This window comes from Leisingera sp. NJS204 (assembly GCF_004123675.1).
In the GTDB taxonomy this organism is placed as follows: domain Bacteria; phylum Pseudomonadota; class Alphaproteobacteria; order Rhodobacterales; family Rhodobacteraceae; genus Leisingera.
This window is the reverse complement of the sequence record NZ_CP035417.1, coordinates 757,575-781,832: the sequence shown is the minus strand read 5'-3', so window position 1 is coordinate 781,832 and position 24,258 is coordinate 757,575. Positions and strand designations below refer to the sequence as shown.

Annotated in this window: 27 protein-coding genes and 1 pseudogene; 10 read left to right on the top strand and 18 right to left on the bottom strand. The window is 63.1% G+C overall.

Annotated features, from left to right (window positions below):
* Positions 1-123: 123 nt before the first annotated feature.
* Positions 124-846: an acetoacetyl-CoA reductase gene (gene phbB, locus ETW24_RS03970; protein WP_129369852.1), complete on the top strand. Its 723-nt coding sequence runs from the start codon at positions 124-126 to the stop codon at positions 844-846.
* A 91-nt stretch (positions 847-937) separates the two neighbouring features.
* Here the strand turns inward: phbB and ETW24_RS24155 are convergent, their stop codons facing one another.
* On the bottom strand, positions 938-1,099 hold the full coding sequence (locus tag ETW24_RS24155; RefSeq protein ID WP_164982684.1) for a hypothetical protein: 162 nt from the start codon (positions 1,097-1,099) through the stop codon (positions 938-940).
* A gap of 112 nt (positions 1,100-1,211) precedes the next feature.
* Here ETW24_RS24155 and ETW24_RS03965 point away from each other — a divergent pair, with 112 nt between their 5' ends.
* A complete protein-coding gene (locus ETW24_RS03965) occupies positions 1,212-2,159 on the top strand; it encodes a transcriptional regulator GcvA (protein WP_129369851.1) in 948 nt (315 codons plus the stop codon).
* Positions 2,156-2,431 (top strand): annotated as a pseudogene (locus ETW24_RS03960) (EamA family transporter); the annotation flags it as partial. The gene ETW24_RS03965 and the pseudogene ETW24_RS03960, both read left to right, overlap by 4 nt.
* 128 nt (positions 2,432-2,559) lie before the next feature.
* Here ETW24_RS03960 and ETW24_RS03955 read toward each other — a convergent pair.
* From ETW24_RS03955 to ETW24_RS03945, 3 genes are all read right to left on the bottom strand, one after another.
* Positions 2,560-2,733: a YdcH family protein gene (locus ETW24_RS03955; RefSeq protein WP_024088941.1), complete on the bottom strand. Its 174-nt coding sequence runs from the start codon at positions 2,731-2,733 to the stop codon at positions 2,560-2,562.
* 235 nt (positions 2,734-2,968) lie between these two features.
* Positions 2,969-3,736: a tRNA1(Val) (adenine(37)-N6)-methyltransferase gene (locus tag ETW24_RS03950; protein WP_129369850.1), complete on the bottom strand. Its 768-nt coding sequence runs from the start codon at positions 3,734-3,736 to the stop codon at positions 2,969-2,971.
* Complete coding sequence (locus ETW24_RS03945; RefSeq protein WP_129369849.1) at positions 3,733-3,948, bottom strand: putative signal transducing protein; 216 nt, start codon at positions 3,946-3,948, stop codon at positions 3,733-3,735. The genes ETW24_RS03950 and ETW24_RS03945 overlap by 4 nt, the downstream gene beginning before the upstream one ends.
* A 57-nt stretch (positions 3,949-4,005) precedes the next feature.
* On the opposite strand from ETW24_RS03945, the gene ETW24_RS03940 reads away from it, so the two are divergent.
* Positions 4,006-5,004, top strand: coding sequence for a polyprenyl synthetase family protein (locus ETW24_RS03940; protein ID WP_129369848.1), 999 nt, complete (start codon positions 4,006-4,008; stop codon positions 5,002-5,004).
* A 187-nt stretch (positions 5,005-5,191) separates the two neighbouring features.
* Here the strand turns inward: ETW24_RS03940 and ETW24_RS03935 are convergent, their stop codons facing one another.
* The 4 genes from ETW24_RS03935 to soxR form a co-directional block, all read right to left on the bottom strand.
* Positions 5,192-6,013 carry a 4-(cytidine 5'-diphospho)-2-C-methyl-D-erythritol kinase gene (locus ETW24_RS03935; RefSeq protein ID WP_129369847.1) on the bottom strand — a complete coding sequence of 274 codons (822 nt, stop codon included), beginning with the start codon at positions 6,011-6,013 and terminating at the stop codon, positions 5,192-5,194.
* Positions 6,003-7,715 (bottom strand): tetratricopeptide repeat protein, encoded by a 1,713-nt coding sequence (locus ETW24_RS03930; RefSeq protein WP_129369846.1) that lies wholly within the window; start codon positions 7,713-7,715, stop codon positions 6,003-6,005. Before ETW24_RS03930 ends, ETW24_RS03935 begins: the two co-directional genes overlap by 11 nt.
* 136 nt (positions 7,716-7,851) lie before the next feature.
* Complete coding sequence (locus ETW24_RS03925) at positions 7,852-9,501, bottom strand: electron transfer flavoprotein-ubiquinone oxidoreductase (RefSeq protein ID WP_129369845.1); 1,650 nt, start codon at positions 9,499-9,501, stop codon at positions 7,852-7,854.
* Positions 9,502-9,694: 193 nt separating this feature from the next.
* Entirely contained in the window at positions 9,695-10,150 is a 456-nt protein-coding gene (gene soxR, locus ETW24_RS03920; protein ID WP_129369844.1) for a redox-sensitive transcriptional activator SoxR, read from the bottom strand.
* Positions 10,151-10,246: 96 nt separating this feature from the next.
* On the opposite strand from soxR, the gene ETW24_RS03915 reads away from it, so the two are divergent.
* The 3 genes from ETW24_RS03915 to ETW24_RS03905 all read left to right on the top strand — a co-directional run bounded on the left by ETW24_RS03915 (position 10,247) and on the right by ETW24_RS03905 (position 12,400).
* Complete coding sequence (locus ETW24_RS03915; protein ID WP_129369843.1) at positions 10,247-10,627, top strand: VOC family protein; 381 nt, start codon at positions 10,247-10,249, stop codon at positions 10,625-10,627.
* Positions 10,628-10,876: 249 nt separating this feature from the next.
* Complete coding sequence (gene greA / locus ETW24_RS03910) at positions 10,877-11,347, top strand: transcription elongation factor GreA (RefSeq protein WP_129369842.1); 471 nt, start codon at positions 10,877-10,879, stop codon at positions 11,345-11,347.
* A gap of 21 nt (positions 11,348-11,368) precedes the next feature.
* Complete coding sequence (locus tag ETW24_RS03905; protein WP_129369841.1) at positions 11,369-12,400, top strand: hypothetical protein; 1,032 nt, start codon at positions 11,369-11,371, stop codon at positions 12,398-12,400.
* 151 nt (positions 12,401-12,551) lie between these two features.
* Here the strand turns inward: ETW24_RS03905 and ETW24_RS03900 are convergent, their stop codons facing one another.
* From ETW24_RS03900 to ETW24_RS03885, 4 genes are all read right to left on the bottom strand, one after another.
* Positions 12,552-14,684 carry a molybdopterin-binding protein gene (locus ETW24_RS03900; RefSeq protein ID WP_129369840.1) on the bottom strand — a complete coding sequence of 711 codons (2,133 nt, stop codon included), beginning with the start codon at positions 14,682-14,684 and terminating at the stop codon, positions 12,552-12,554.
* Positions 14,681-15,172, bottom strand: a complete 492-nt coding sequence (gene mobB / locus ETW24_RS03895; RefSeq protein WP_129369839.1) for a molybdopterin-guanine dinucleotide biosynthesis protein B — start codon at positions 15,170-15,172, stop codon at positions 14,681-14,683. The genes ETW24_RS03900 and mobB overlap by 4 nt, the downstream gene beginning before the upstream one ends.
* Complete coding sequence (gene mobA / locus ETW24_RS03890) at positions 15,169-15,807, bottom strand: molybdenum cofactor guanylyltransferase MobA (RefSeq protein ID WP_129369838.1); 639 nt, start codon at positions 15,805-15,807, stop codon at positions 15,169-15,171. The genes mobB and mobA overlap by 4 nt, the downstream gene beginning before the upstream one ends.
* A gap of 136 nt (positions 15,808-15,943) precedes the next feature.
* Positions 15,944-16,816: a formate dehydrogenase accessory sulfurtransferase FdhD gene (locus ETW24_RS03885; RefSeq protein ID WP_254695743.1), complete on the bottom strand. Its 873-nt coding sequence runs from the start codon at positions 16,814-16,816 to the stop codon at positions 15,944-15,946.
* A 64-nt stretch (positions 16,817-16,880) separates the two neighbouring features.
* Between ETW24_RS03885 and ETW24_RS03880 the strand changes: the two genes are divergently transcribed.
* Positions 16,881-17,609, top strand: a complete 729-nt coding sequence (locus ETW24_RS03880; RefSeq protein ID WP_129369836.1) for an AzlC family ABC transporter permease — start codon at positions 16,881-16,883, stop codon at positions 17,607-17,609.
* The gene (locus ETW24_RS03875; protein ID WP_129369835.1) at positions 17,606-17,935 is read left to right on the top strand and encodes an AzlD domain-containing protein; all 330 of its coding nucleotides are present in this window, start codon (positions 17,606-17,608) and stop codon (positions 17,933-17,935) included. The genes ETW24_RS03880 and ETW24_RS03875 overlap by 4 nt, the downstream gene beginning before the upstream one ends.
* Before the next feature lie 40 nt (positions 17,936-17,975).
* Here ETW24_RS03875 and ETW24_RS03870 read toward each other — a convergent pair whose 3' ends face one another.
* The 5 genes from ETW24_RS03870 to ETW24_RS03850 all read right to left on the bottom strand — a co-directional run bounded on the left by ETW24_RS03870 (position 17,976) and on the right by ETW24_RS03850 (position 22,172).
* A complete protein-coding gene (locus tag ETW24_RS03870) occupies positions 17,976-18,593 on the bottom strand; it encodes a hypothetical protein (protein WP_129369834.1) in 618 nt (205 codons plus the stop codon).
* A 24-nt stretch (positions 18,594-18,617) separates the two neighbouring features.
* Positions 18,618-18,752, bottom strand: coding sequence for an aa3-type cytochrome c oxidase subunit IV (locus ETW24_RS03865; RefSeq protein ID WP_129369833.1), 135 nt, complete (start codon positions 18,750-18,752; stop codon positions 18,618-18,620).
* A 187-nt stretch (positions 18,753-18,939) separates the two neighbouring features.
* Positions 18,940-19,392, bottom strand: coding sequence for a DUF6173 family protein (locus ETW24_RS03860; RefSeq protein ID WP_129369832.1), 453 nt, complete (start codon positions 19,390-19,392; stop codon positions 18,940-18,942).
* A gap of 26 nt (positions 19,393-19,418) precedes the next feature.
* Positions 19,419-20,465, bottom strand: coding sequence for an MBL fold metallo-hydrolase (locus ETW24_RS03855; protein ID WP_129369831.1), 1,047 nt, complete (start codon positions 20,463-20,465; stop codon positions 19,419-19,421).
* Positions 20,466-20,468: 3 nt separating this feature from the next.
* On the bottom strand, positions 20,469-22,172 hold the full coding sequence (locus ETW24_RS03850; RefSeq protein WP_129369830.1) for an acyl-CoA dehydrogenase: 1,704 nt from the start codon (positions 22,170-22,172) through the stop codon (positions 20,469-20,471).
* Positions 22,173-22,314: 142 nt separating this feature from the next.
* Between ETW24_RS03850 and ETW24_RS03845 the strand changes: the two genes are divergently transcribed.
* Positions 22,315-23,265, top strand: coding sequence for an L-threonylcarbamoyladenylate synthase (locus ETW24_RS03845; protein WP_129369829.1), 951 nt, complete (start codon positions 22,315-22,317; stop codon positions 23,263-23,265).
* Between the two features lie 369 nt (positions 23,266-23,634).
* Here ETW24_RS03845 and ETW24_RS03840 read toward each other — a convergent pair whose 3' ends face one another.
* The gene (locus ETW24_RS03840; protein ID WP_129369828.1) at positions 23,635-24,192 is read right to left on the bottom strand and encodes a YqgE/AlgH family protein; all 558 of its coding nucleotides are present in this window, start codon (positions 24,190-24,192) and stop codon (positions 23,635-23,637) included.
* Between the last annotated feature and the right edge of the window lie 66 nt (positions 24,193-24,258).

Below are 24,258 nucleotides of genomic sequence, written 5' to 3'. Positions count from 1 at the left end.
ATATACTGTGGGTGCGACAATTTTCTCGCGGCACCGCAGAAAAATCACCACGCAATATTGTTGCGCCCGCAAAATGAAAACTGTAGCAAGATTACCAAGAGACTAATACTGGAGGATTCTTGAATGGCACGTACTGCACTCGTCACCGGCGGCTCCCGCGGCATCGGCGCAGCAATTTCCCAAGCGCTGAAGGCGCAGGGCTGCAATGTCGCCGCCACTTATGCCGGCAATGACGAAGCCGCGGCAAAATTCACCGACGAAACCGGCATCAAGACCTATAAGTGGAATGTTGGCAACTACGAAGACAGCGCCGCCGGCATTGCCAAGGTCGAAGCGGATTTGGGTCCGATCGACATCGTGGTCGCCAATGCCGGCATCACCCGCGACGCGCCTTTCCACAAGATGACGCCGCAGCAGTGGCAGGAAGTGATCGACACCAACCTGACCGGCGTTTTCAACACCGTTCATCCGGTCTGGCCCGGCATGCGCGAGCGTAAGTTCGGCCGCGTTGTCGTGATCTCCTCGATCAACGGCCAGAAGGGCCAGTTCGCCCAGGTGAACTATGCCGCGACCAAGGCGGGCGATCTGGGCATCGTGAAATCACTGGCCCAGGAAGGTGCGCGTGCAGGCATCACCGCCAACGCCATCTGCCCCGGCTATATCGCGACCGAAATGGTGATGGCGGTGCCGGAAAAGGTACGCGAGTCGATCATTGGCCAGATCCCTGCCGGCCGTCTGGGCGAGCCGGAAGAGATTGCCCGCTGCGTCGCCTTCCTGGCGTCTGACGACTCGGGCTTCATCAACGGCTCGACCATCTCCGCCAACGGCGCGCAGTTCTTCGTCTGATCTTTCACATCAGAAGAAACGGTAAGGGCCGGTCCATTTGGACCGGCCCTTTTCCTATCCCGTAAGTGCCTTTTCTCGAAACAGAGCGCGCTCAGGCCCAGCGGGAAATCTTGGGGCGGAGGGCTGGCACAGACCGTGCGCCAAACAGCCGGGTCCAGGCCAGTTTCAGCGCATTTTTCAGCACCTGTCCGCGCTCGGCATGGGCACGGGCCATGGCAGACTTCACGGCGGCATCAGCAGAGTATTCCAGCATCTTCGGCCTCCTTTTCGGATCAGTATCCTTTACCTGCACCCAATATGAAGACGTTCCGTCAAACACACAAACGAGACTTTGCACAGGTTCAGTTAAGCTGTACTTGTGTGAGATGTCTGACCGTCTGCCCCCCCTCACCGCCCTGCGCGCTTTTGATGCCGCGGCCCGTCACATGTCCTTTGCCAAGGCGGCGGAGGAGCTGAATGTGACCCCTGCGGCGCTGTCGTTTCAGATCAAATCACTGGAAGAGCATCTGGGCCAGCCCCTGTTCCGCCGCCTGAACCGCGCGGTAGAGCTGACTGAGGCGGGAAAGACACTGGCCCCCGGAGCGGCGGAAGGGTTCGAGGCGCTGACCGCTGCCTGGCGCACCGTGCGCCGCCTGCAGGACAACACCACGCTGACAGTGACCGCCGGGCCGGGGCTGACGGCAAAATGGCTGGCGCCGCGGCTGTATGAATTTGCCCGTGCTCATCCCGAGATCGACCTGCGGTTTTCGGCCACGTTGCGGATGCTGGATTTTGTCCGCGATGACGTCGATGTGGCAATCCGGTTCGGCTATGGCCCGGATGAGGGTTACTATGTGCTGCGAGTGCCGCCGGAATGGGTTACGCCAGTGATGTCGCCGGAGCTGGCCGAGCGCTATACCACGCCGGAAAGCCTGATGGAGGCGCCGCTGATCTTTGACGAATCCATCGATTTTCTGGACCCGCCCTGCGATTGGCCGGCCTGGTTCCGCACCCAAGGCATCGACTTCAAACCGACCCATGGCTCGCATTTCTCGCAAGCCGACCATGCAATCGACGCCGCTGTCACGGGGGCCGGCGTGGCTCTGGGCAGGCGCGGCATGGCGGTCACCGATCTGCATGCCGGCCGGCTGGTGGCGCCGTTCAAGACCGCAATTGAGACCAAGGCGCATTTCCGGTTTCTTTGCGCGCCCGGCACCGAAACGCGGCCGCCGATCGCGGCGTTCCGCGACTGGTTTGTTACCGAGATTGAAAAAACCGCCTACGTCTCGGAGGCTTTTGACATCATCCCGGTTGAGGACATCCCGCCGCCATGACCAAATCCCGTGCGACCGCCATCGGCTTCATCGCTGTTTTATTGTGGTCGCTTCTAGTGTTGCTGACCGTCGGAACCGCGCCCGTCCCGCCCTTGCTGCTGAATGCGCTGTGCTTCACCATCGGCGCTGGCTTAGGTTTTGCCGGGGCGGCGACCATCATTGCGGGCAGCGGCGGGTTTGAGGCGCAGTATCTTCCCACCTACGGGCTGGCGCTGTTGTGCGCGCTGACCTGGTCCGGCTATTCGGTGCTGTCGCGGCTGATGGGCGGGGCGCTGATTGCGGTCAGGGCCGGTTCGGCAAGCTGATCCCGCAATCCTGATCCCGCCAAATAAAAAGAGGGCCGCCGCGCCGGGCAGACCCTCCGATGTGCAGTGCCGGGATGCGTTCCGGCGGAAACTCTTCAGACCAGTTCAGTCGTCAGACGCTCAATCTCTTCTTTCAGCTTGAGCTTTTGCTTTTTCATTGATGCGATTTCCAGACCGTCGGTACTGGGCGATCGCTGGGCCTGTTCCACTTCCATGCTCAGATGCTCGTGCTTCTTCTTAAGTTCGGTCAGATGCGAGCTAAGGCTCATGGCAACCCTCCTTCGTTGAGCTAGATGTGTTTGACACCAAAGAGTGGACCACAAGTTTTTACGTCTGTCACGCCGCAGCCGCAGTATTTTTGTCATGAAATTTTCGTATCGGCCATGCGCCGCGCATTTTGCCGCAGGTAAAAGCGCATTATGGCAGAAACCCGCCGGACAACAGTCCGCATAAGTTGAATGCGGATAGCTTGACCCCTATATTCGCGGCGCTGGAAAACCCCCGTTAAACCGGCCAAGGCAAGGCCGCCGCCTCGCGCAGAACAGCCCGGATTTGCGGGTGGTAGCTGTCTCCGTCCCGCTCATGCCGGGCACCCTCATGCAGAATCAGCGGCGCATGCAGCCGGAAATCCGCCCGGCCGCCCTTGCGCGCGCGCAAGATCACCAGCTCGGCCCCCCGTCCCTGGCGCGGGGCCAGCGGCAGCACCTCGACCGAGCCAAGGCCGCCGCTGCAGGCCGCCAGCATGTCCGGCAGCCGGTCGGCGCGCTGGATCATGTGCAGGTATCCTTTCGGCGCCAGACGGCGGGCGGCGGTTTTGATCCAGTCTGCCAGCGGCGTGCCCTCTCCCAGCGCGACCTGCCTGCCGGCATCGCGCGCCAGACTATGGGCGCCCGGTTTGTAATAAGGCGGATTGGCAAATACGTGATGGAACTGGCGCTGTTTCAGAACCTCCGGCAACGCCGATAAATCAGCCTCGAACACCTCGATCTCCTGATCGTTTTCCGCAGCATTGCACCGGGCCAGCTCCGCGTACGGCGGCTGCAGCTCAACCCCCGCCAGTTGCAGATCCGGCACCCGCGCCGCAAGACACAGCAATGCCTGACCGGCACCGCAGCCCAGTTCCAGAACCGCCTCGCCTGGCCTTGCCGGGACTGCCGCTGCCAGCAGCACAGGATCCACCCCCGCACGGTATCCCTTGACGGGCTGCCACAGCCGCACCCTGCCGCCAAGAAAGCCGTTGCAGCTCAGCGTGTCTTCCGCAAAAGCGGTCATCGGCCCAGCGGGATTTCATTGTCGCGCATCACCACCAGCGCATCGTCATAGTCATCCGCGCGCACCATCAGGCGGCGCGGGAAAATTCCGATCCCGCCTTCCAGGATGCTCATATTTACGTCCATTTGAAAGCAGTCTATATCCTCACCCTCAAGAAGGGCGGAGGCAAAGGCCATGATCGTCGGATCGCTGCTGCGCAAAAGCTCTTTCATAGGATTGGATCTAAGGGCAAGGCCCCGGCCTTGTCGAGCCTTGCGAGCGGGAAAGTGATGGACCAAGTGATGACCAGGAAGCCGCATGAAATGCTGGCCGCCACGCTGAGCCAGGAACTGGACGCAGTGAATGTGCTGATCCGCAAGCGGATGGCCTCGCAACATGCGCCGCGCATCCCCGAGGTGACCGCGCATCTGGTTGAGGCCGGCGGCAAGCGCCTGCGGCCGATGCTGACTCTGGCGGCAGCAAAGATGTGCGGCTATCAGGGCGATCACCATCTGAAGCTGGCCGCCACGGTGGAATTCATCCACACCGCGACCCTGCTGCATGACGACGTGGTTGATGAAAGCGCCCAACGGCGCGGGCGGCCTACTGCGAACCTGCTCTGGGACAACAAAAGCTCGGTTCTGGTCGGCGACTACCTGTTTGCCCGCAGCTTCCAGCTGATGGTTGAGACCGGTTCCTTGCGGGTACTGGATATCCTGGCCAATGCTTCGGCCACCATTGCCGAGGGCGAAGTGCTGCAGATGACGGCAGCCTCGAACCTGAAAACCGGTGAAGACATCTATCTGCAGGTGGTGCGCGGCAAGACCGCTGCGCTGTTCTCGGCGGCGACGGAAGTGGGCGGCGTGATCGCCGGAGCCTCCGAGGCACAGGTGAAGGCGCTGTTTGACTATGGCGACGCGCTGGGGATTGCCTTCCAGATCGCGGATGACCTTTTGGACTATCAGGGCGACAGCAAGGCCACCGGCAAGAATGTCGGTGACGACTTCCGCGAACGCAAGCTGACATTGCCGGTGATCAAAGCGGTGGCGCAGGCGACAGACGAAGAGCGCGCGTTCTGGACCCGCACCATCGAGAAGGGCAAGCAGGAAGACGGCGACCTGGAGCAAGCGCTGGCACTGATGGCAAAGTACGGCACGCTGGAGGCCACCCGCAAAGACGCCAATGGCTGGGCAGCAAAGGCGAAGGCGGCACTTGACGCCCTGCCCGATCACGAGATCCGCAGCATGCTGCGCGATCTGGCCGGCTATGTGGTTTCGCGGCTGAACTGACCGGGTAAAGGGGGCGCTGCCCCCTCGGCCATTCCGGCCTCACCCCCGGAGGTATTTAGGACCAGAAAGAAGCAGCAGGACGGCACCGCGCCGTGCGTGAGCGCGGCGCCCGGCCCAACGGCGGAAAAGCATCTTTGATGCGCCGGGCCGCGGGCGGGAGCGCCCGTGTTCCACCGCGCGCAGTGCTTCAGGTCAAAGTGACTGCACTGCACCACCACTCGGGATGCTCCGCCCCGATTTCATAGGCTGCAAAATGCGCGGCTTTCCTTGATGGGTAGAGCGCAAAACAGGTGGCGCCGGAACCGGACATGCGGGCCAGCAGCGCGTTGCGGGAGCAGCGCAGGTCTGACAGAACCCGTTCGATCTCCGACGCAACACTGGTGGCCGGGGCCTCCAAGTCGTTGCGCTGTTCGCCAAGCCACGCGGCGCAGTCTTCAGCGGAGGCGAAAGCCGGAATGTCCTGCGGCATCGGCGAATTGTTACGGGAGGCAAGTTCGGAAAACACTTGCCCGGTCGGGACATGTGCGCCGGTATTAACAAGCAGCGCATGCAGCTCTGGCAGCTCCACCGGCGCGACCTGTTCGCCGATCCCTTGCATCCGGGACCCACGGGCCGCCATACAGACCGGCACATCAGCGCCAAGCGACAGCGGCAAATCATCGGGAATACCGCAGCCCTGCCCGGAAAGTGCCCGCAGAACCGCAGCGGCGTCCGAGGAGCCGCCACCGATGCCTGCGCCATGGGGCAGATGTTTGTCGAGACCGATCCGGCCGGTCCAGCCTGCCCCCGCGGCGGCTTTCCAAACCAGGTTGCGCTCATCCGCCGGCACGCCGCCCGCAAACAGGCCGGAGACATCCAACGCCAGCTCAGGTCCTGGATCAAGCTGCAGCAGATCACCCGAATCGGCAAAGACCACCAGCGAATCCAGCAGGTGATAGCCGTCGTCGCGGCGGCCGGTCACATGCAGGGTCAGGTTGATCTTGGCAGGTGCAAAGACCTCAGCCGCCATTGGCGACCTTCAGGGGCTCAGCGCCCTCCTCGGCCAGAACTGCGTCCAGGCCTACTTCCAGTTTGCGGCGGATGCGTTCGGGGTCGGCTTCGCCATCGGTGTCTTCCGGATCGATAAAAGACAGCGCCCGCTTCCACTGGAATTCTGCTTCACGCTCCCGGCCCACGGCCCAGTAGACGTCGCCCAGGTGGTCATTGACCACCGGGTCCACCGGCATCAGCTCAACCGCGCGTTCCATATGGGCAACCGCATCGTCAAACTGGCCCATGCGATAAAGCACCCAGCCCAGGGAGTCGACGATGAAGCCGGAATCAGGACGTGCCGCGACGGCGCGTTCGATCATTTCCAGCGCCTCGTCCAGCTTGCTGCTTTTTTCAACCAGCGAATAACCCAGGTAATTCAGCACCTGCGGCCGGTTCGGGTCCAGTTCCAGCGAGGCGCGGAAATCGGCCTCGGCCTGGTCCCATTGGTCCAGCCGTTCATGGCAGATACCGCGGGCATAGTAGAGGAACCAGCGGGTACCGGAGTCTTCGGATGTATTGGCCAGCGCCTTGTCATAAGCGCCGGCAGCACCCGCGTAGTCTTCCTGCTGGCGCAGCAGATCGCCGAGGCTGACATAGACGCTGGGCTGTTCCGGGAAGTCCCGCGCCAGCTGTTCCAGAACTTCGATTGCCGCGTCCGGTTTGGCGGCGCGGCGCAGCGCCTCGGCGCGGCCCATTTCAGCGGCGTGATAGTCGGGATGACCGCTGGGCACCTGCTTGTAGGTCGCAACCGACAGCTCGTAGCGGCCCAGCTGGTCCAGCAGACCGGCGCTCAGCAGGATTGCGTCCACATGATCGGGGCGCAGTGAGGCCGCCATGCGGGCGTACATCAGCACGTAATCGTTGGCGGTGTCGCCATTCAGCGCCGCGCCAAGAGTATAGAACACCTCAGCCACCCCCTCCCGCGGGCTGGGGGCGATGGTGTAGGCAAGCGTTTCCCCGGCGGCGAGCTGCGCATCCATGGCTTCCAGCCCGGGATCCAGGCGGCTGCCGAAGGCTGCATTAAGCGCTTCACGGGCGTCATCGCTGCGGCCCAGCTGCGACAGGATCTGCACCCTTGCAACTGCCGCCCGGCGGCTGAGTGTGGCCAGGCGGCCATCTTCGGCGGCAAACAGCGCCTCGGCCCCGCCGTAGTCACCGGCCGAGGCCAGTGCAAGTGCCCGGTGGTAGAGCACAAAGGGCCGCAGGCTGCCATCTTCGGCCAGCCGTTCAAAGGTCTTGAGCGCGCTGGAAACGGAGCCGTTGCCGATATGCGCCCAGCCTTCCAGCAAACCGTCCACCAGCGGATGGATTGCTTCTTGTTCGGCGTCGCGGTCCAGGATTGCCTGGAAATCACCATCTGCGGCATGGCCGCCTGCAATAATGATATTGGCCACCTGGCTGCGGGCACCGGCCTGTAGCAGCCTTGCGGCGACCGGCACCGCCAGTTCAGCCTTGCCCATGGCGAGCTGCGCAAAGACCACGTTTTCCATCAGCAGCGGGTTCTGCGGATCGCGGGCCAGGGCCTGCGTGTAATACAGAGCCGCGGCAGCAAAATCGCTGTCATAGGTTGCGGCCCGTCCGGCCAGATATGAGCCGGCCAGCCCTTCCGCCTGCGCGGCAGGCACGGAAGCGGCCACCAGGGCCGCACAGGACAGGGTGCGAAGAATGGATACGGGCACGCGGGACCCCTTTACGATTTACTGCTCTTTGCTCTTCTAAGAAAGCGTAGTGCGCCGCCCGTCAACACGCAATGGGGCGGCCCGAGGGCCGCCCCATAAATTCCGGCAAAACCGCGCCGAAAAGCTGAAATTCCGATCACATGTTCGGGTAGTTCGGCCCGTCGCCGCCCTGCGGCGTGGTCCAGGTGATGTTCTGGGACGGGTCCTTGATGTCGCAGGTCTTGCAGTGGACGCAGTTCTGGAAGTTGACCACGAACTCTGGCTGGCCGTCTTTTTCCACCACCTCGTATACACCGGCGGGGCAGTAGCGCTGCGCTGGTTCGGCGAATTTCGGCAGGTTGACCTGGATCGGAGTGTCAGCATTGCCCAGCTGCAGGTGGCAGGGCTGGCTTTCCTCGTGGTTGGTCATCGCAAAAGACACGTTGGTCAGCCGGTCGAAGGACAGCACACCATCGGGTTTGGGGTAATCAATGGGCTTGTGCTTGGAGGCTTCCTCGGTTGCTTCGGCGTCGTTCTTGCCGTGGCCCAGGGTGCCAAAGAAGGAGAAGCCCAGCAGGTTGTTGGTCCACATGTCCAGGCCGCCAAAAGCGAGCGAGGCGGTGAGACCCCATTTGGACCACATCGGCTTGACGTTGCGGACCATCTTCAGGTCCTTGCCGATGGCGCCGTCGCGCACGTCGGTCTCATAGGCGGCCAGTTCGTCGCCGGAACGTTCTGCCTTGATCGCATCAAAAGCAGCTTCGGCCGCAGCCTTGCCCGACAGCATCGCGTTATGGTTGCCCTTGATGCGCGGCACGTTGACCATGCCGGCAGAACAGCCCAGCAGCGCCACGCCGGGGGCAACCAGTTTCGGCATTGACTGCCAGCCGCCTTCGGTGATTGCGCGGGCGCCATAAGCCACGCGCTTGCCGCCCTTCAGCAGCTCGGCCACCACCGGGTGATGTTTGAAACGCTGGAATTCCATGTAGGGGAACAGATGCGGGTTCTTGTAGTTCAAGTGCACCACGAAGCCGACATAAACCTGATTGTTGTCCAGGTGGTAGATGAACGAGCCGCCGCCCGCGTTGGCGCCCAGCGGCCAGCCCATGGTGTGGGTAACGGTGCCTTCGCTATGCTTGGCGGGGTCGATCTCCCAGATCTCTTTCATGCCGACGCCGTATTTCTGCACTTCCTTGCCGGCGGCGAGATCGTATTTATTGATCACTTCCTTAGCCAGCGAGCCGCGCACGCCTTCGCAGATGAAAACATATTTGCCGTGCAGCTCCATGCCCGGCTCATAAGACGGGCCGGGAGTGCCGTCGGCGTTCTTGCCGAACTCGCCCGCAACAACGCCCTTCACTTCGCCGTTTTCGCCGTAAACCAGTTCCGAGCACGCCATGCCCGGGAAGATCTCAACGCCCATTTCCTCGGCCTGTTCCGCCATCCAGCGGCAGACGTTGCCCATCGAGACAATATAGTTGCCGTGGTTGTTCATCAGCGGCGGCATCGGGAAGTTGGGAATGCGGACATGGCCGGCTTCACCCAGCATCAGGAAATTGTCTTCCTTGACTTCGACGTTCAGCGGCGCGCCTTTTTCCTTCCAGTCGGGGATCAGCGCGTTAAGGCCGCAGGGGTCCAGCACCGCGCCCGACAGGATATGCGCGCCCACTTCCGAGCCTTTTTCCAGGACCACGACCTCAAGGTCGGCGTCCAGCTGTTTCAGGCGGATGGCCGCAGACAGACCGGCAGGGCCGGCCCCGACGATAACCACGTCGTATTCCATCGCTTCGCGTTCAATCTCGGCCATTTTGCGGCGCTCCTTGGCTTTTGTTCGCTACCGGCCCCACAATGGTGCGTGGGCGCAATATTATTTCGCGGTTGCTTAGCGTTTGGCAGACCTGCCGGTCAATCCAAACTCCGCGTCAAACACCTGTAAAACAGGCAACTGAGACAAAAAGTGCGTCCAATTTCGTCATTCAAGGATCATTTTCCGCCGCAGCTCATGTCTCGGGCCGGTCTCCCATCAGGTATCGGGGTCCCTGCCCCTTCTGTGCAGCCTTGTCTTCGGGGTTGTACAGTTTGCAATTCGGAAGCGAAAGACAGCCGCAGCCAATGCAGCCGTCCAAATTGTCGCGCAACCGCATCAAGGTTTCGATTCGCTGGTCCAGATGGCTGCGGAAGCTGTCCGAAATCCGCGCCCAGTCTTCTTTGGTGGGGGTGCGGCTGCCCGGCAGGCTTTGCAGGAAACCGCGGATCTCCGGCAGCGAAAAGCCGAACTGCTGGGCAATCATGATAAAGCTCATCCGCCGGATGTCGGCGCGGTGGAACCGCCGCTGCCCGCCCGCATTGCGCCAGGGCTCCACCAGCCCCTGCGCCTCGTAATAGCGGATCGCGGACACGGCAAGACCTGTGCGGCCTGCCAGATAACCAATGGAAATCCCGGCGGATGACGGCATGGCGCACTCCCTGAAAAATTGCTTGAGCTAAAGTTAGGTTTAGAAATTAGAGTGAGTCGTATCAACAGATTTGCTCAGGCGAGAAGGAGATTTCCAATGAGCGCAGTTCTTGAACATGCAAACGTCACCGTGGCCGACCCCAATGCCACTGCGAAATGGATGAAAGAGGTTTTCGGCTGGCATGTGCGCTGGGAGGGTGAGGCCAAGAATGGCGGCTACACCGTGCATACCGGCGGGGAAGACAGCTATCTTGCGCTTTACACGCCACGCACGCCCGCGGGCAATGCGCCGGAGAGCTATGGCATTGTCGGCGGGCTGAACCATTTGGCGGTGATCGTCGAGGATCTGGACGCAACCGAAGCTGCCGTGAAGGCCGCGGGTTTCACACCGATTAACCACGGTGACTATGAACCGGGCCGCCGGTTTTACTTTCATGACGAGAACGGCATCGAATACGAGGCGGTGCAATATGATTGATATTCCATGGCAGGCGGGGCTTGCGAAGCGGCCCCTACGCGGCATTTTTTCGCGCAATTCTGTGGAAAAGTCCCGCAATCCGCCCGCTTAGGCGGAATTGCGTGCCGGCAAGCCCCGCGCGCACTTGAAATCAGGTGCAGGATTGGGTCAGGTAATTGTCAACCGGACCGGAGGCCCCGCGGCTTATGCTGCGGGGCTGCGGTTTTCATACTGACAAGAAAAACCATAATAGCGACCTGGACCAATCTCATGGAAAAGATCCCGATGACCCCCACGGGTCACGCCGCGCTGGAAAGCGAACTGAAGAACCTGAAATCCGTCGAACGCCCGGCGATCATTCAGGCAATTGCCGAAGCGCGTGAGCTCGGCGATCTGTCGGAGAACGCCGAGTATCATTCGGCGCGCGAGAAGCAGTCCTTTATCGAGGGCCGCATCAAGGAGCTGGAAGGCATCCTGTCGCTGGCCGACGTGATCAACCCGGCCAAGCTGGCTGGCGCCATCAAATTCGGCGCCAAGGTGACCGTGGTGGACGAGGACACCGACGAAGAAAAGACCTGGCAGATCGTTGGCGAACACGAGGCCAACATCGAAGCGGGTCTGTTGAACATCAAATCGCCGATTGCGCGTGCCTTGATCGGCAAGGACGAAAGCGACAGTGTGGAAGTGCGCACCCCCGGCGGCATCCGCGCATATGAAATTCTCAAGATCGTCTATTCCTGATCCGCAAAGCAGCGAGTGTTCATGACAGGCTCCAGCAGCAGTCCCGGCTCCACCCCGAACCCCGGCGGCAATCGCCCGTTGCGGCGCCTTGACGGGCCTGCGGGCAACGGGCTGGGCGGTGCCGAGCTGGCGGCCATTGCCTTGGGTGCTCTGTGGCTTCTGGCGGCGGTCGGGTTCTTTGTCTTTGCACCGCCGGATTCCGGGCTTTCGCAATGGGCTGACCTGATCACCGGCGTTCTGGCACTGGTGCTGCCGCTGGCGATGCTGTGGGTTGCCGCCTCTGCCGCGCGCTCGGCCCGGGTGATGCGGGAGGAAAGCGAACAGCTGCAGGCCGCCATTGACGGCTTGCGCCAGACCTATCAGGCACAGTCGCAGCAGCATGCCGCGGTGGCTGAGCCGTCGATGGCCAAGCGGTTGGAGGAGATCGCCGAGGCGACCCGCAAGACCGAAACCGCGCTGGCCACCTTCCACACCAGCCGCCGCGATCCGGTGCGCCCGGCAATTCCTGCCGAAGCGGCCGAGCTGGCGGCGGCCGAACAAGGATCATTGGCTTTGGGCACCCAGGCCGAAGATGCCGCGCCGCCGCTGCCGGCCGAACATTTCATCCGGGCCCTGAATTTCCCGGAGACGGCGGAGGATCAGGACGGTTTCGCCGCCCTGCGCGCGGCCCTGCAGGACCGCAAGGCCGCCCAGGTGATTCAGGCAGCGCAGGATGTGCTGACCCTGCTCAGCCAAGACGGCATCTATATGGATGACCTGCGCCCTGATATGGCCCGCCCTGAGATCTGGCGCCAGTTTGCCCAAGGCGCGCGCGGCCGTGCCGTGGCCCCGCTTGGCGGCGTGCGCGACCGCACCTCGCTGGCGCTGACGGCAGCGCGGATGAAACAGGACCCGATTTTCCGCGATGCCGCGCATCATTTCCTGCGCCGGTTTGATCAGATGTTCGCGGAGTTTGAAGCTGAAGCGACCGACGGCGAGATTTCCGCTCTCGGCAACACCCGCACTGCCCGGGCCTTCATGCTGCTGGGCCGGGTGGCCGGGACGTTCGACTGAGAAGGCGGCCCTTCGGGCCGCGGCCTGCAGCGCGGGTGTTTTTGACCAGAAAGAAGCGGCGGGGCGGTAGCGCGCCGGGCGCAGCACGTCGCCATGCCCAACGGCGGGCAAGCATCTTTGATGCGCCGGGCCGCGGGCGGGAGCGCCCTGTTTACATGGCGAAGCTGCTGTAAGGGATGAAGCGGACCGGGTCGCCAAGCTTGATCTCTGCGGCGCCGTCGCCAAGCTCCACCAGCCCCTCCGCCCAGCTGAGGCCGCTGATGCGGCCGGAGCCTTCGGATTTGAACACCTCAATGCTGCCGTTCCGCATCCGTGCCCGCAGGTATTCGCGGCGGCCCGGTTTCTTGCGCTTTTCAAAGGCCGCCGGTATTTCAAATGCCTGCGGCACCTGCCAGCCCGCGCCCGCCATCAGCCCCATCGCCGGGCGGGCAAAAATCAGGGTACAGACCAGAGCCGCCACCGGGTTGCCCGGCAGGCCGAAGACCGGCGTGCCCTGCCACATGCCCAGCGCCAGAGGGCGGCCGGGTTTCAGCGCGATGCGCCATTCCTGCATCGCGCCCGCTTCGCGCAGCAATGCCGACATATGGTCCTCGTCCCCGGCGGAAGCACCGCCCGAGGTCAGGATAACGTCAGCCTGTTTGGCGGCGCCGTCCAGATCCGCCCGCAAGGCTTCGCGGTCATCCGCAGCTTTTCCCAGATCAACAGGTACAAATCCCAGCTGGCGGATCAGCGCCAGCAGCATCGGACGATTGGCGTCAAAGATCTGCCCATTGCCTGCGGGTTCTCCTGCCTCGACCAGCTCATCGCCGGTGGAGAGCACACCGACCCGCAATGGCAGACGGACCGCGAGCTCCGCCAGACCTGTGGCCGAGACCAGAGCCAGATCGGCGGGTGATATGACCCGGCCTGCAGGCAAGATGACGTCACCCGCGCAGACGTCTTCACCAGCCTTGCGGGTGTTTGTTCCCTGTTTCAGCGGACCGTTGAAAGCGATCTGCGCCCCATCGGTGTTGACGTCTTCCTCCAGGATCACCGTGTCCACGCCATCCGGCAGCGCGGCACCGGTCAGAACGCGGATGGCGCTGCCTGCGGGCACGGTGCCATCAAAGGGCACGCCTGCCGCCGCCCTTCCCTGCACCAGCGGCAGCACATGCGGGCCTTCCGACTTGCCGCCGGCAAAGCCGTAGCCATCCACCGCCGTGTTCGGCAGCGGCGGGTTGGAGCGTTTGGCCACTGCACTCTCTGCCAGCACCCGGCCAAGGGCGTCTGCCAGCGGCAGGGTTTCCACTCCGGTGACCGGCCCCAGCCTGTCCCGCAGCAGGGTCAGCGCGTCATCCACCGGGGTCCAATCCACGCCTGCAGGCAGGGCAAAGCAATCATTGCTGAGCGGCGGCGGTGTCAGCCTGCCCGGTTCATCCGCTGCCAGCGCGTTCAAGCGGTCTTCGTATCCCGTGCCCAATATCCAAGCTTCCTCTTGTGCTTCCTCAGGTACAGCAGCCAGCATTCCGGCAAGCTCACCGGCCGGCAGACGGCTGAGCGCCTGCGACAATAGCCGCATTTGCACCCGGTCGCGTATTTCGTCCCGGCCCGCAACAGCCATTGCGGCCTTAACGGCAGGCTCGATCAAACCTGGCCATATTTCTGCAAAAACAGTTTGTGCTGTCTCAACCTTTTCGAAAGGCCAGACAGCGGCCCTGTGCCGGCGCCGCAACCGCTGCAAAACCGGCACCCCCATGAGGATTTGACTGCCAACAGTCGGATTGAAAAACAGCTGGAAACAGGAGGAGGCCGCCTTGGCCGCCAGATCCGCGTTGCGCCGTTCTGCCACGTCTTTATAGATTATACCGGCTTTGCGGTAGGGAATGTCCGGCCAGGTCTTCTCATCAGGTTTGCCCCAGAACGGGCCGGGGCCGGTAAACAGCCGGTTCATTTCAGAGGCTATTTCAAACCGGTTGTTGGTTCCGTCCTCAGAGTCTTCGATCCGCTCTTCCAGCCAGGTCCAAAAAGCAAATGGGTCATCGGATCCGGTGATCCGGCGCGCAAATCCGCGCGGATAGCCAAAAGGAAAATCAAAAGCGGCTAGAACCCGCCGCCCCGCGGCCTGTTCCGCGTCGAGGAAGCTGCTGATCCAGACTTCTGCCTCCTGTCGGCTGCGGCAGTAGATTTGCCGTTCCGCGGTTCCGCCGCGCGCCACACCAAGCCAGATCGCATCCTTGCTTTGGCGCCGGGGCCTGCGCTTGGCAGCAGACCAATCGACGGTGAGAACAGTATCAAAACGGGTCACAGCCCCAGTTCTATCTGGATGAAATCCGCAATCGCTGCCGTATCGTTCAGATCAAAAACCGGGCGGTCCAGCGCCATCCCGGTGTTGCTGGCAACGGCCCGGATGTTCGGGTCTTCCGGGGCGATCAGTTCGGTGCCTGCTTCCTGCCGGAAAGCCTCAATTTTGGGGTGGGGTTCGCGCTTGTAGCCTTCGACCAGCACCAGATCGACAGGACGCAGGCGGGCCAGCAGCTCTGCCAGCGGCGGTTCTGCGGCATCGCGCAGCTCCTGCATGATTGCGATGCGCCCAGCCGAGGCCAGCACCACCTCCGACGCGCCGGCCTGCCGATGGCGGTAGCTGTCGGTGCCAGGCTGGTCCACGTCCGTTGCATGATGAGCGTGCTTGATGGTGGAAACGGTGAGGCCGCGCTCACAGAATTCAGCCACCAGCCGCTCCATCAGCCCGGTCTTGCCGTTGTTCTTCCAGCCGGTGACGCCGTAGATCTTCATTTCAGCAACGCCTCTGCCTTGGCCAGATCTTCCGGCGTGTTGATGTTGAAGAACGGGTCGAAGGGATCGGCCTCGAACAGCGCCTCGCGGCCGCCATGCTGGTCGGTCCACAGCACCACCTTGCGCAAACCGCCTTCAAGCGCCGCGCGCAGGTCATCGCGCAGAGCAACAGGCCAGAGGCCGAAGGCCGGGTGCCGGTTCACGCGCTTGCCGCCGCCGGATTTCAGTGCCTCGTCCCCGGTGCGCGGGGTGGTGGCCATAACCAGCGGCTGGTCCATCCCTTTTGCCGCGGCGGTCAGCCGGGTCACAAGATCCAGCGGGAAGAAAGGGGTGTCGGCGGCGGCTGTGGCGATGATCTCCGCGCCCTGCTCCGCCGCCCAGTCGAGGCCCGCGAGCACGCCAGCCAATGGACCCGCGAAGCCCTCGATCGAGTCGGCAATCACCGGCAGGCCCAGATCGGCGAACCGCTCCGGGTTGCCATTGGCGTTGAGCGCCAGGCCCGCGACCTGCGGCGCCAGCCGGTCCACCACGCGAGACAAAAGGCTCTGGCCGCCCACTTGCAGCCGTCCCTTGTCGCCGCCGCCCATCCGGGTGGCAAGGCCGCCTGCGAGGATTACACCGAGGGGTTGGGTCATTCCGGCACCTCCTGAACGGAAAAGCTTCCGCCTGGCTGAAAGGCCAGGCAGCGCCCGTCCCGCCCCCCACGGGGCGGGCGCTTCGCTTCCACCCCGCCGGGCCGGGCGCTGCCTTTAGTGTTAACAAGCCAGTTTCTCATTCCGCGCTCTTCCTGCGATGCTTTTTCTCCTCAACCGGCGCGTCTTTTGGATCCATGTCGCGCAGCAGCCGCTCCTCGCCCGCTAGACAGATGAACCGCTGGCCGCGCATCCGGCCAATGAGCGTCAGGCCGACCTCGCGGGCGATCTCCACACCCCAGGCGGTGAAGCCGGAACGTGAGGCCAGCACCGGGATACCCATCATCGCGGTCTTGATCACCATCTCCGAGGTCAGCCGCCCGGTGGTATAAAGAATCTTGTCCGCGGCCTCTGCTTGCTCCGACAGCATCCAGCCTGCGATCTTGTCTACCGCGTTGTGGCGGCCGACGTCCTCCATATAGACCAGCGGGCGGTCCTGCTGGCACAGAACAGTGCCATGGATAGCGCCGGCCTCAAGATACAGCGAGGGCGTGCGGTTGATCTTATGCGCCAGCGCATAGAGCCAGGAAGTGCGGACCTCGGCCTGCGGCAGTTGCACGTCCTCCAGCCCCTCCATCATGTCGCCAAAGACGGTGCCGACCGCGCAGCCGGAGGTGCGGGTCTTTTTCTTCAGCTTTTCCTCGTGACTGGTTTCCACCGCAGTACGGACCACCACGGCTTCCAGATCCTCGTCATAATCGACGCGGGTGACTTCATCCCCATCCAGCAGCATGCGCTGATTGCGCAGAAAGCCAAGCGCCAGGTATTCCGGGTAGTCGCCGATGGTCATCGCGGTGACAATTTCCTGGGAATTCAGGAAGATGGTCAGCGGGCGCTCCTCAACCACCGAGATGTCGCTGGCTTCGCCGTTCTGGTCCACCCCGGTGACGGCGCGGGTCAGCCGCGGGTCGGCGACGCCGGGCGCGATCAGATATTCTGACGTGATATCCATACTCACCAATTGCATTCCTTCTGCCATCCCCGTAGGCCGGATGCACGCAATCTAGGACGCGCAGATGGCAATCACCACCACCAAATCGGCCTTCTGGAAGGGGTTTCGCGACAGCGCGCCCTTCATCTTCATGGCCTCGCCCTTTGGCTTTCTGTTCGGAGTGCTGGCCGCAGAGGCCGGGCTGATCGTGCCCGAGGCGTTTGCATTTTCATTGGCGGTCTTTGCCGGGGCGGCCCAGTTCACTGCGCTGCAGCTGATGCAGGAGAACGCGCCGCTGATTATCATCCTGATTTCGGCGCTGGCGGTGAACCTTCGGATGGCGATGTATTCGGCCTCGCTGACGCCCTACTTGGGTGACGCGCCGATGTGGCAGCGCGCACTGGCGGCCTACTTCATGGTCGATCAGTCTTATGCGCTGTCCATCGTCAAGTTCGAGAGCGAGCCGGAGATGCCGCTGCCGCAGCGCATGGCATACTTCTTTGGCACCAATGGTATCATTGCCCCGGTTTGGGTGGTTGCCACCGCGGTCGGGGCGCTGGTCGGCACCCGCATCCCCGAAAGCTGGGGGGTGGATTTTGTGCTGCCGCTGGCGTTTCTGGCGATGATCGGCCCGATGCTGCGCACGCCTGCCCATGTGGCCGCCTGTTTCGTGGCGGTGGCCACCTCACTGCCGGCTGCGGCCCTGCCCTATAACCTCGGCCTGATCGTGGCCGGGATTGCGGGCATGATCGCAGGTGCCCAGGCGGAGCTTTGGCTGGAGCGGCAAAAGGCCAAGGCGGAGGGCGCAAAATGATCAGTATTCCTGCACCAATCCTGTGGACGGTGATCATCGGGCTGGCGGTTGGCAGCTATGCCCTGCGGTTTGCCTTTATCGGGTTCATGGGCGGCAAGCCCATTCCGGAATGGCTGATGCGGCATCTGCGCTATACCGCCGTGGCGATCATCCCGGCACTGGTGGCGCCGTTGGTGGTCTGGCCTTCCCCGACTGGCGGAGATCCCAGCCTGATACATCTTGCCGCCGCGGCCGCCACCTTTGCAGCCGGATACCTGACCCGCAACGTGCTGATCGGCCTGGGCACCGGCGGGCTGTGCCTGCTGCTGTTGTACCTCGCCGCCTAGCGCCCGCCCGGCGCCTGCGGCTTGTATCCGGGCGGAAGTGCTATTCAGCAGCGCTCAGCGCGGCGTCGCCTTTGGCAAGGCCTGCCTGCAGGTCGGCGCTGTCGGTCTCATAGTAGCGGTCCGTCACCACGCCGGGCAGCTGGCCGAACTGGGCCGACAGTTTTTCCGGGTAAAAGGTGCGATTCAGGCTTTCGAACCCGGGGATCTGCTGCAGGATGCCGATGGTGGCCTGGGCGCAATAGGCGCCCGGCACACGGCCATTGGTCACCGCCAACTGGTAAGCTTTCTGAGCCTGCTCAGGCGTTACCTCGACCTGCTGCACCACCACATGGAAGGTGCTGCGGGCATGGGCGCCGCGATAGGCCTTTTCCACCGCAGGGGTGATACCATAAAGAACGTCATTCCGCTCTGGCACCACTGAGGCATAGAACGAACCTGCCGGATCGAAAATCACCCGCTCGGAGGCGTTGATCATCAGCGACGCATGGCCGCCCCGCCCGGTGCGGTTGTTGATCATCGTGTAAAGGGTCAGGGTCGCCGGGCCGGGCTGGCGGTAGGCCACCCGCGCCAGCGTTTCAGCATCCGCATTGGGTTGCTGAGGCGCCGCGCAGCCCGCAAGTGCCAGCAGGACCGCGCCAAGGCACAGCAGATTACGCAAGGCGCGCGCTCCTTGAACCGGAAATCAGGTAGCGAAAACCGCCAGGAACAGCGCAAAGAAAACCAGGGCAATGCAGGAGCGGGTGATAAAGGTCAGAAAGCCGTTATAGACTTTTTCCTGAACCGCGGTGTCCATGGTGCCGTGCTGATGTTCAGCCATGTGAGTTTTCCCTCGAATTCACGTGCATTTTCCCTGTGATTACTGGATTTGCTGCCCTCTGTCACCACGTCATTCGGGCGCATCTGTCAGAAATACGCGGCGAATTCCGCAACAACACCCGCACCCATGGCGTCCGGCCGGCCCCGGCACGGCGCCCGGGCGAATCGCCCAGGCCCTTCCCCTGAGCTTATTCCTGCTCCAGATCCGAAGCGAGGCGGAATCCGATTCGGTTGGCCGGGGCTTCTTCCCGCGCTTTGGGCACCGCCCGCAGCATCACATTCAGCTGGCTGACATGCTGCACCAGCTGGGTGCGCGCGCCGGGGCCTTCGCTGCCGTAAAAGGTGATGATATCGGGATCGTAATAGCCCATGCCTTCGATCCGCAGCACCCCGGCATTGCCGCCGGCAAAGCCCATCGCAACCTCGTGCTCGCTGTCCAGCTGCTGTTCGAAATTCTGGATATAAAGGATCAGCCGCTCATAGGCCCAGCGTGCCGGGCTTTTGGCGGCATCCTGCTTTTGCAGTTTTTCCGGAACCTTGCGCAGGCCCGCACAGGCGTCGGGGTCGGCATGGACTTCGTGCACGCAGGGCAGCACCGCCGCCTCTGCCGCCTCGGCGCTGGTCGAAATCTCGTCGCTCATGGTGTCTCCCCCGAATGCGGGGTGCATCACCCCTTGCGCTGATAAAGCCAGGCACCGTCGCCGCGTTTCCAGCGGTCCACCTGGCCGGTGTGGTACAGATGATTTACATGGGCCACCGCCTCGACCAGCGCAAGCCCGTACTCGCCTTCGCCGATTGTGCGCTTGAACAGCGGCGCAAAGCAATCGGCAGCAGTCTGCGGCACGGACAAATGATCCATCAGCCGTTCCAACGCGCCGTGGTGATTGCCGATCAGCTGCTGCATCCGCAGCGGCAGCCGGGTGAACGGCAGCTTGTGCCCGCCCAAGGCCAGATGATCGGGACGCGCCAGTTTCGACAGGCGCTCGCAGGCTTCCAGCCATTCGCCCAAAGGATCTGCCATCGGTTCGGTCGCGTAGACGCCGATGTTGGGGCTGATGGTTGACAGGATCTGATCGCCGGTGATCACCAGATTGTCATCGCGGCTCCAGAAAGTGGCGTGTTCAGGCGCGTGGCCGTTGCCGATATGCACGTCCCAGTCGCGCCCGCCCATGCGGATCGCATCCCCCTGTTTGATGCGGGTGAAGCCCAGCGGCATCGGGTACACGGTGTCGGCAAAATTGAAGGGCCGGTCGCTGGCGCGTTTGTCATAAAACGCCTGGTCCATACCCGCACTGCGGTAATAGGCCAGCGTTTCCTCGGGCCAGGTGTCCTGCACGTCCAGGGTCAGCATCCGGGCAAACAGCCAGGCGGTGCGGGTGGTGATCAGTTCGGCGCCATGCTGCGACTGGAACCAGCCGGCCAGGCCAATGTGATCCGGGTGATGATGGGTGCCGACAACGCGGGTAACCGGCTTGCCCTTCAGCGGGCCGGCCATCAGGCTTTCCCAAATCGCGCGGCTTTTGCGGGTGTTGAACCCGGTGTCGATCACCGTCCAGCCATCGCCGTCATCCAGCGCGTAGATGTTGACGTGATCCAGCTTCATCGGCAGCGGCTGTCGCATCCAAAGGACGCCCTCGGCCACCTCTATGGCTTCACCCTGCGCAGGCGGTTCTTCCCACGGGGTGCGGGGCGAGACGTCGGGGATATCAGTCACAGATCAACCTGCCAGTTCTTCAAGGCTGAGGGCAAAAGTGCCCGCAGCGCCGGCCTGCGCATGGGCCAGCAGGCTGGCATGTTCGGGCAGCATCCGGGTGATGTAGAACCGCGCCAGTTTTTCGCGCGGGCCGCCCTGGTCCGCCATCGCTGCTGCCAGATGGTAATGGCCGCCCAGCACCCGGGCAAAGGCCCGCAGGTAGGGAACCGAGCCGGCAAAGCGGTCCTGCATATCCTGCTGGGCGACCAGCCATTCGGTGGCCTCACGCAAGGACTCGCAAGCCTGCCAGACAGATTCCGCCATGTTCGGATGGGTGGCGCGGGCCCGTTCGGCCTGCTCTTCGATCTCGTCGATCAGGGCAAAACCCATGTCGCCGCCATCCATCATCTTGCGCGCGACCAGGTCCATCGACTGGATGCCGTTAGTGCCCTCGTAGATCGCTGTCACCCGCACGTCGCGGTAATATTGCGCGGCACCGGATTCCTCAATAAAGCCCATACCGCCATGCACCTGCACCCCGGTCTCAGACACCCGGATTCCGGTGTCGGTGCCAAACGCCTTGGCAATCGGCGTCAGGAACGCCGCGCGCGCCGCCCAGCCGCTTTCACCCGTGGCGGTCTGCATGTCGATCGACTGCGCGCAGGCCAAAAGGATCGCACGGGCGGCAAACAGGTCTGCCTTCATTTCCATCAGCATCCGGCGCACATCGGCGTGGTCGGCAATGAAACCGCTGGCGCTGCGGCCCTGCTTGCGCTCCAGCGCATAGGCCAGCGCGTGCTGATAGGCGCCCTCACCGGCGCCAACGCCCTGCCCGCCCACGCCAAGACGGGCATTGTTCATCATGGTGAACATCGCCGCCATGCCGCCATGCTCCGCGCCGACCAGCCAGCCGGTGGCGCCGTCATATTGCATCACGCAAGTGGGAGAGCCGTGCAGGCCCATCTTGTGCTCAAGGCTGACAACCTTAAGGTCATTTGCCGTGCCCGGGTTGCCGTCGGCATCCGGCAGGTATTTCGGCACCAGGAACAGCGAAATGCCTTTGGTCCCCGGCGCGCCGTCCGGCAGCCGCGCCAGCACCAGATGGCAAATATTGCCGCAGAAATCATTATCGCCCCAAGAGATAAAGATCTTCTGGCCGCTGACCGCATAGGTGCCATCGCCATTCGGCACCGCCTTGGAGCTGAGCGCGCCTACGTCCGAACCGGCCTGCGGCTCGGTCAGGTTCATGGTGCCGGACCATTCGCCGGAGATCAGCTTGGGCAGGTACAATTCCTTTATCGCATCCGAGGCATGATGCTCCAGCGCCTCGATCTGGCCCTGGCTCATCAAGGGGGCCAGCTGCAGCGACAGGCAGGCGCCTGCCATCATCTCGTTCACCGCAGTGGCCACGGTCAGCGGCAGCCCCATGCCGCCGTGTTCCTCCGGCGCGCTCATACCGATCCAGCCACCCTCGGCGATGGCTTTGAACCCGTCACCGAAACCGGGCGAGGTCCGCAGGACGCCGTTTTCCAAAAAGGCCGGGGTCAGATCGCCGTTGCGCTGCAAAGGGGCCATCACCTCGCCGCACATTTTGCCAGCCTCGTTAAGGATGGCGCTCACTATGTCTGACGTTGCCTCGGCAAATCGGTCTGTGGCCGGGATGGCATCATAGCCGACAACATGGTTCAACAGAAACTCATACTCGGAAACGGGGGCACGGAAGGTCATGGGCGTCCTCTGGCGGTCATTTAAGGGGCGTCCTGGCACGGGCAGCCTTGGCTTCCCGGCACGGGCCTATTATGGTTATTGGCTTGACCGATTACCTAATCGGACGCTCATTTCAATCAACCAAAACGCCGCGTCACCCGGAATGCCCCTGCAAAGCACAGAAATCCTTGCCGCCACGGCAACCGGTATTGCCCGGGCCGCCCAACTGCTTCGGGAGGGCAAACTTGTCTCCTTTCCCACCGAAACAGTCTATGGTCTCGGCGCCGATGCCCGGAAGGGCGAGGCTGTGGCCGCAATCTATGAGGCCAAGGGGCGGCCCTCCTTCAACCCATTGATCGCGCATGTGCATTCGGCCGAGGCGGCGCAGCGCTACGTTCAGTGGAATGAGGCGGCAGAGCAGCTGGCCCAGGCTTTCTGGCCTGGCCCGCTGACCCTGGTGCTGCCGCTGCGTGCTGGCCACGGGATTTCGCCGCTGGTCACTGCCGGGCTGGAAACTTTGGGGGTGCGCGTTCCGGCCCACCCTGCTGGCCAGGCCTTGCTGCAGGCATTGGACGGCCCGGTTGCCGCCCCATCCGCCAACCCGTCCGGCAAGATCAGCCCCACCACGGCGGCCCATGTGCAGGCAGGCCTGGACGGGCGCATTGCCGCGATCCTTGATGATGGCGCTTGCCGTGTCGGGCTGGAGTCGACCATTGCCGGACTTGCAGGCCCCGCGCCGATGCTGCTGCGTCCCGGCGGGCTGGCAGCAGAAGAGATCGAAGCGGTGCTAGGCCGCAAACTGGCGGTACGCGATGTGAACGACCCGCTGACCGCCCCCGGCCAGTTGCTGTCGCATTACGCCCCCGGCGCGCCTGTCCGGCTGAACGCCAGCGCGCCAGACGAAGGCGGGCTTTTTCTCGGCTTCGGACCGGGGGTGTGCGACCTGAACCTTTCTGAAAGCCGGGATCTGGCTGAGGCCGCCGCCAATCTCTTTGGCCATCTGCACCGTCTGGACTCCCTTGGCAAACCCATCGCGGTGGCGCCGGTTCCGGATCACGGGTTGGGTGAAGCCATCAACGACCGTCTCCGCCGCGCCGCCGCGCCAAGGGATTGAGCCGTCCCAGCACCTGACCCACAGGGCAGAACACTCCCGCCCGTTTGAAACCCATCAAAGATGGGTGCCAAACCGTTGGGCATGGCGCCGCGCAAGCGCGGCGCGGCCCAGCCATGCACCCAAGCCGCTGATTTACTTCCGCCAAGGAAGCACAACCACCGCCACTGCAGCGTTTCCAATTGATGAAAGCCTCCGCCCTTCCGGCCTGGAAACCAGCCCCGGCAGGAAATCCGGGACGGGCCCCGCCTCAGCGGGAGGCGCGCCGTGCTTGCGCGGCGCCACGCCCAACCTTTTTCCGGTCATCTATGATGAATGGAACAAAGGGCGGGAGCACCCGGTTGAGACGGCGCAGTGCATCTTATCTGCCGCTCAGGCGTGGCCTGCGCTGGCTGACAGTGTCAGCGGATCGACGCCAAGGGTTTTCAGCGATGCTTCCCATTTGCTGTCGTCCGCCAGGCTGAAAACAAGATCCGGGCTGGCGTCGGCCGTCAGCCAGCCGTTCATGGCAATCTCGGATTCCAGCTGCCCCGGCCCCCAGCCCGCATAGCCCAGCAGCACCAGCAGTTGTTGCGGACCCTGCCCCAATGCGATGTCTTCCAGAATATCCAGCGTCGCGGTCATCGAGAACCCGCCCGGCACTTTCAGGGAGCTCACGTCCGATTCGTAATCCGGTGTGTGCAGCACAAAACCGCGCTGGGTCTCCACCGGGCCGCCGAACCGCACCGGCAGTGCCGCGGCCGCGCTGCCGTCTTCGCCCAGGTCCAGCTGCTCCAGAAGATCCCCCAGCGCCACCCCTTCCGCGCGCTTGTTGACGATGAGACCCATCGCCCCTTCCTCGCCGTAGGAGCACAGGAAAACCACCGAATGCTCAAACCTTGGGTCGCCGATTCCGGGCATTGCAATCAAGAGCTTGCCAGTCAGATCCATGAAATTCCATCTTTCCTGCTGCCTGCCTCCACCATGACGTCCCCCTGCCTGTCACGCAAGAGGTGC